Raw genomic sequence first — 6,768 nt, forward strand, 5'->3', positions numbered from 1 at the left:
ATCGCGAGAAGAAATAGTAGCGAGAGTCAAAGAACTTGTAGATCAACCTGTCGAGTCTGTAAAAGACGAGATAGATTCGTTGAAACAAAATTACTATAAGCTTCGTAAAAATGAAGTAGAGGAAGCTCGTCGGAAGTTTGAAGAAGAGACTGGTGACACATCAGGATTTACTCCTGAGCCTGATGAGTGTGAAGAGACATTGAAAGGCTTGTTGAATGTGTTTAAAGAAAAAAAGGCAAAACTGCTAGAACAACAAGAAAAAGTGAAAGAAGAAAATCTTCTGCGTAAAAAATCTATTCTTGAAGAAATAAAGAAAATTACCGAAGATTCTGATAATATCAATAAGCATTATAACGATTTTCAACAATTACAACAGGCATTCAAAGAAATTACGGATGTTCCGGCTTCTGCTGTTAATGAATTATGGAAAAATTATCAATTATATGTCGAGCACTTTTATGATTTATTAAAAATCAACAAAGAGTTGCGAGATTATGACTTCAAAAAAAATCTTGATCTGAAGTTGGCAATTTGTGAGTCGGCCGAAGCATTAGCTAAAAATGATGATGTTGTGGCTGCTTTTAAGTCTTTACAAACTTTGCATGACGAGTGGAGAGCTATAGGACCGGTAGCAAAAGAGTTGCGTGAAGATTTGTGGAATCGGTTCAAGGCGGCTTCTACAGTAATTAATAAAGCTCATCAGCAGCATTTTGAAATTTTGAAGGCTGACGAGCAAAAAAATGAAGCAGCGAAAATTGCGATATGTGAGGAAATTGAAGCTATCGATATGACTGCATTGAAATCGTTTAGTGCTTGGGATGAAAAAACAAAAGATATTATAGCATTGCAAGAACGATGGAAAGGTATAGGTTTCGCTTCCCGTAAGGTGAATAATGCTTTATTCGAACGTTTCCGTAAAACGTGTGATGAGTTCTTTAAACAAAAGGCGGAGTATTTCAAACGAGTGAAAGACGAGATGTCTCTCAACCTTGAGAAAAAGAAAGCTTTGTGCGAAAAGGCTGAAGCTCTGAAAGACAGTACTGATTGGAAAAATACAACCGATCAGATGATAGCTATTCAGAAAGAATGGAAAACTATAGGTCCGGTTGCAAAAAAATATTCGGATGCTGTATGGACTCGTTTTATTGCGGCTTGCGACTATTTCTTTGAACAAAAAAATAAGCAGACAGCTTCTGTACGTCAGGTTGAACAGGAAAATCTTCTGTTGAAAAAAGCTGTCATTGAAAAACTAAATGCTCTTGACGAAGCAATGGCTCCGAGCGAAGCGGTTGCTTTGGTAAAGACTTTGATGGCCGAATGGAATCAGATAGGACATGTCCCTTTCAAAGAGAAAGACAAAATTTATAAGAGTTATCAGGCTGCATTGGATAAGCATTTTAAACGTTTGAACATGAATGAAACCAAGAATCGTTTAAATTCCTTTACTTCTGCTGTCCAACAAATGGCGTCTTCTGACCAAGCTCAAAATAAATTATATCGGGAAAGAGAACGATTGATGCGTTCGTATGAACATGTTAAAGCGGAGTTGCAGACGTACGAAAATAATATGGGCTTTTTAAATATCTCTTCGAAAAGCGGAGGAGGCATGCTCAAGGAAATGGAACGGAAGATGCAAAAATTAAAAGATGAAATGCAGCTGATTGCTCAAAAAATCGAATTGATCGACGAGAATCTGTAAAATAAGTAAAGATTTGTACGGCTCGTAACAGACTGAGGTTTGTTACGGGCTGTTTTATCGATAATCACATAGATGCTTCTATTGTGAAATAAGTGTTTGATAATATGGAAAGAAGAGATAGAGGACGTTTTATAAGGGGATTGGTTGCAGTTGGAGATTTTTGTTGTATCAATCTTGTTTTCCTTATGGTTTATCTGTTTTTCGATTCAGATATGACCCATCAATTCAATCAGAAAATAGTTTGGCTTTTACTGAATATATCTTATTTCCCGGTAGTATTGATGTTTAATCAGATACATAATACCCGTATTATCTATATCGATTCTTTATTATTGGCGGCTTCTGAGTCGGTTGTATTATTGTTCCTGATTTTTATATCGTTGTTGACATTTTTGCAAATTGAGGTCGGGACAATTGTCCTGCTTACATTTTTTGTGGGTTTCTTTATATCCTTGAATCTTTGGTGGTTATTGGCAAGTAGGGTTCTTAAATATTATCGAAGTAAGGGATTTAATTTTAAGAGAATCATTATTGTAGGTGCAGGGAAAACCGGTTTGATGCTGTTTCGGGAACTACATTCTGATTTAGGATATGGATATAAATTTTTAGGTTTTTTTGATGATAATGCGGAGTTGAAAGGGCAGATTCCCCAATTGCTGGGCGATACCGGTATGGTCGAAAAATTTGCATTGGAAAATAATGTAGACGAAATTTATTGTGCGCTTCCGGGATCTCAAGATGCTAAAATATTAAATTTACTCCAGTTTTCCGAGCGTCATGCCATCCGTTTTTTTATCGTGCCGGAAATCAGCCGTTATGTCTTACGTAGGCTGCATTTTCAGATTATGGGACGAGTTCCGGTATTGTCTGTTCGGGAAGAACCCTTGCAGAGGTGGGAGATGAGGGCAGTCAAACGTTTGTTCGATTTCGTTTTTTCCTCAGTTATTCTTTTACTTTCTCCTTTGTGGTTGTTGCCGATAGCTATATGCGTGAAATTGTCGTCACCCGGTCCTGTATTGTTCAAGCAAAAACGTACAGGTTTTATGGGACGGGAATTTAATTGTTTGAAATTTCGGACGATGAGGGTAAATAATGAAAGTGATAAACTTCAGGCAACTAAAGGAGACCCCCGTATAACTCGTATCGGTGAATTTTTGCGAAAGACAAGTCTGGATGAATTGCCGCAGTTTATTAATGTTTTTAAAGGAGAGATGTCGGTTGTCGGTCCTCGTCCTCATATGCTGAAGCATACCAAAGACTACTCGGCGATTATCGATAAATATATGGTGCGTCATTTCATAAAACCCGGTTTGACGGGATGGGCGCAAGTAAATGGGTATCGAGGAGAAACAAAAGAACTTTGGCAGATGGAAAAGAGAGTAGAGTATGATGTTTGGTATATTGAAAATTGGAACTTTATGCTCGATATGAAGATTATCTTTTTAACTTTAATCGGTATTTTTAAAGGTGATAAGAATGCATTTTGATTAGAAAATGTTGGAGACTTATTTGAATTTTCCGGAATTAATTTGAGAATTAAAGTATTAAATATAGAAGCATAGATTATGAAAACTGCAATTGTCGGAACCGGTTATGTGGGTTTGGTAACAGGAACCTGTTTTGCTGAAATGGGAGCGAATGTTATTTGTGTTGATGTTGACCGGACTAAAATCGAAAAGCTTAAAAACGGTATAATTCCCATCTATGAACCGGGCTTAGAAGAGTTGGTTAAAAAGAATTGTAATGACGGACGATTGAATTTTACGACAGATTTGGCTTCATGTATTAATGATGTGGATATTGTTTTTAGTGCGGTAGGTACTCCTCCCGACGAAGATGGAAGTGCCGATTTAAGTTATGTTTTGGAGGTTGCACGTACTATCGGACGCACGATGAATAAATACTTGCTTGTTGTTACGAAGAGTACTGTCCCTGTGGGAACTGCAGCTTTGGTGCGTAAGGCTATACAAGACGAGTTGGATATTCGGAATCTGGATATTCAATTTGACGTTGCTTCTAATCCCGAGTTTTTGAAAGAAGGAAATGCTGTGAATGATTTTATGCATCCCGATCGTGTCGTTGTCGGAGTAGAATCAGAAAAAGCGAAAGCTTTGTTGTCTCGTCTTTATAAACCGTTTTTGATCAATAATTTCCGTATTATATTTATGGATGTTCCATCGGCCGAAATGACTAAATATGCGGCAAATGCGATGTTGGCTACCCGCATCAGTTTTATGAATAATATTGCTAATCTTTGTGAGAAAGTCGGTGCTGATATAAATATGGTGCGTGCAGGAATCGGAAGTGATGAACGTATTGGCAGCAAATTTTTGTATGCCGGTTGCGGATATGGAGGGTCATGTTTTCCGAAAGATGTTCGGGCGTTGATAAAGACTGCGTCGGAAAACGATGTCGATCTTGAAATTCTGAAAGCAGTAGAACGGGTGAATGACGAGCAGAAAATGATTTTGTTTAAGAAGTTGTCTGCTTATTATTCAAATAAGTTATCGGGAAAAACGATTGCGGTTTGGGGGCTTTCGTTCAAGCCGGAAACCGATGACATGAGAGATGCCCCGTCTCTGTTATTGGTTGATGCTTTGGTCAAGGCCGGATGTGTTGTAAAAGCTTATGATCCTATCGCTATTCCTGAGGCTAAACGTCGGTTAGGCGAGGATCATATTATTTTTGTCGATGATATGTATGATGCTCTGATCGATGCAGACTGTTTGATGTTGGTGACTGAATGGAAACAGTTTAGATTACCTTCTTGGGCAGTTATCCGCAAGTTAATGAAAACCCCTTATATATTGGACGGTCGCAATATCTATGACCGGGAAGAGGTAAAAGCTTTAGGTTTTGATTACGAATGCATAGGACGTTAGATGACTTTGAACCAGAACATTCCGTTACAGATACTGAAGAAATATTATGGATATGATACATTCCGTCTCCAACAGGCTGAAATAATCGATACGATTATATCCGGTCGCGATTGTTTGGTATTAATGCCTACCGGAGGGGGGAAATCTCTCTGTTATCAGATACCTGCAATTATAAAGGGGGGAACGACAGTTGTCGTTTCTCCTTTATTGGCTTTAATGAAAGATCAGGTCGACACTCTCGATTCGAACGGAATTCCTGCTGCAATGCTGAATAGTTTGCAAAATGAGACAGAAACGGTAAAAGTAAAGATTGCTGCTCGGCGGGGAGATCTGAGACTGTTATATATTTCTCCTGAACGGTTGATGGGTGAGATAGACGGACTGTTGAGAGAGATGAATATTTCTTTATTTGCTATCGATGAAGCACACTGTATCTCGCAGTGGGGACATGATTTTAGGCCTGAGTATAATCGTCTTTCCGTCCTTAAAAAATATTTTCCTAAAGTGCCGTTAATGGCATTGACTGCTACTGCGGATAAGTTGACACGTGAAGATATCGTGACTCAGCTTGCTATGGATAATCCTCAGGTGTTTATATCTTCTTTTGATCGTCCCAATCTCACGCTTTCGGTGCGTAAAAATCTGAATAAGAAGCAAAAACTATCAGCAATACTCTCATTTATAGAACAGCATCCGCGCCAAAGCGGAATAATTTATTGTATGAGTCGGAACAGTACTGAGATATTGGTCCGAGAACTGTCTCAATACGGAATTTCAGTGACAGCTTATCATGCCGGGTTGTCGTCTCGGGAGAGAGAAACGGCACAACAAGCATTCTTGAATGATCGGGTACAGATAATCTGTGCTACGATTGCTTTTGGAATGGGAATCGATAAATCTAATGTGCGGTGGGTCATACATTATAATATGCCTAAGAGTATAGAGTGTTATTATCAGGAAATCGGGAGAGCCGGAAGGGATGGAATGAAAGGCGACACATTGCTGTTCTATTCTTTAGGTGATGTGGTAATGCTTTCAAAATTTGCTGAAGAAAGCGGGCAGAAGAAAATCAATTTGGAGAAGCTTCGCCGAATGCAGCAATATGCAGAATCTCCGATTTGTCGCAGACGTATTTTACTCAGTTATTTTGGCGAAACAGTCGATCATGATTGTGGAAACTGTGATGTTTGCAAGAATCCGCCTCAACGGTTTGATGGATCTGTATTGGCACAGAAGGCTTTGAGTGCTATCGTTCGCACGGAACAACAAGTGACTTTTAATTTGTTGATTGATGTTTTGCGAGGGTCGCATAAAGCAGAAATTCTGAAAAGAAATTATGATAAAATAAAAACATTCGGAGTCGGTTCTGATTTGACATTTCGGCAATGGCAGGGATATCTTTTGCAAATGTTGCAGTTAGGATTATTCGAAATGCTTTATAATCAGGGTGAACGATTATCTGTGACAGAATTGGGTTGGAAAGCCCTTCGGAATGAATTGGAAATTAAGCTTACATGGGTAACCGATGAACCTGTGCAACCGGTAGCCAAAACTCCTAAAAAAACAATGCGTCATGAGGTTGCAGAATTATCTGATGACGAAAAACTTTTTGAAGCATTGCGTGGATTGCGAATGAAACTTGCGGTAGAAGAGGATAAACCTGCTTATACGATATTTACAGATCGTGTCTTACAAGAGATGGTAGAGCGCAAACCTGTTACACTATATGATTTTGCCCGGATCAGCGGAGTTGGAGAAGTAAAAGTTTCTCGCTATGGTAAACAATTTGTCGATTTGCTTCGTAAAGAATTGAATATTAAACGAGAAAAAGGCGATTCTTATATCGAGACTTTGATGCTTTTACGTCAAGGACTGACGATCGAGCAGGTTGCAGAAAGCCGGAATTTAAAGCCTGTTACGATTTATTCTCATATAGCAGAATTGATCATATCCCGGAAGTTGACAGATTGGAGCAATTATATTTCGGTTTTTGAAATCGAGTCTGTTGCGAATGTCATATCATCTTCCGAAAGTAAAACTCAAAATCTGAAGCCTATATATGAAGCATTAAATGGTGAAATAGATTATGGCAAGATCCGTTTAGCTTTAGCTGTTCTATCTCTTGAATAATAGTCTGTTTACGTTTATTCGTTCGTTATATTTCTCAAAGAACGGTATAACTTTTCT

The 6,768-nt window shown here is 38.6% G+C and carries 4 protein-coding genes and 1 pseudogene; all 5 read left to right on the forward strand.

Features of this window, described 5'->3' with window-relative positions:
• The coding region (locus AC1WHX_RS09440; protein ID WP_481229230.1) for a DUF349 domain-containing protein at positions 1–1,699 on the forward strand (1,699 nt) is incomplete at its 5' end.
• Between the two features lie 104 nt (positions 1,700–1,803).
• Entirely contained in the window at positions 1,804–3,186 is a 1,383-nt protein-coding gene (locus tag AC1WHX_RS09445; RefSeq protein ID WP_022389913.1) for an undecaprenyl-phosphate glucose phosphotransferase, read from the forward strand.
• Between the two features lie 78 nt (positions 3,187–3,264).
• On the forward strand, positions 3,265–4,581 hold the full coding sequence (locus tag AC1WHX_RS09450) for a UDP-glucose dehydrogenase family protein (RefSeq protein ID WP_009317223.1): 1,317 nt from the start codon (positions 3,265–3,267) through the stop codon (positions 4,579–4,581).
• Positions 4,582–6,393 (forward strand): annotated as a pseudogene (recQ, locus tag AC1WHX_RS09455) (DNA helicase RecQ); the annotation flags it as partial.
• A complete protein-coding gene (locus tag AC1WHX_RS09460) occupies positions 6,391–6,711 on the forward strand; it encodes a helix-turn-helix domain-containing protein (RefSeq protein ID WP_341459724.1) in 321 nt (106 codons plus the stop codon). The pseudogene recQ and the gene AC1WHX_RS09460, both read left to right, overlap by 3 nt.
• Positions 6,712–6,768 lie beyond the last annotated feature (57 nt).

This window comes from Coprobacter sp. (assembly GCF_982436375.1).

Bases quoted from the DNA above. Each gene is read 5' to 3' on its own strand.
- AC1WHX_RS09445 (WP_022389913.1), top strand. From the start codon at position 1,804: ATGGAAAGAAGAGATAGAGGACGTTTTATAAGGGGATTGGTTGCAGTT.
- AC1WHX_RS09450 (WP_009317223.1), top strand. From the start codon at position 3,265: ATGAAAACTGCAATTGTCGGAACCGGTTATGTGGGTTTGGTAACAGGA.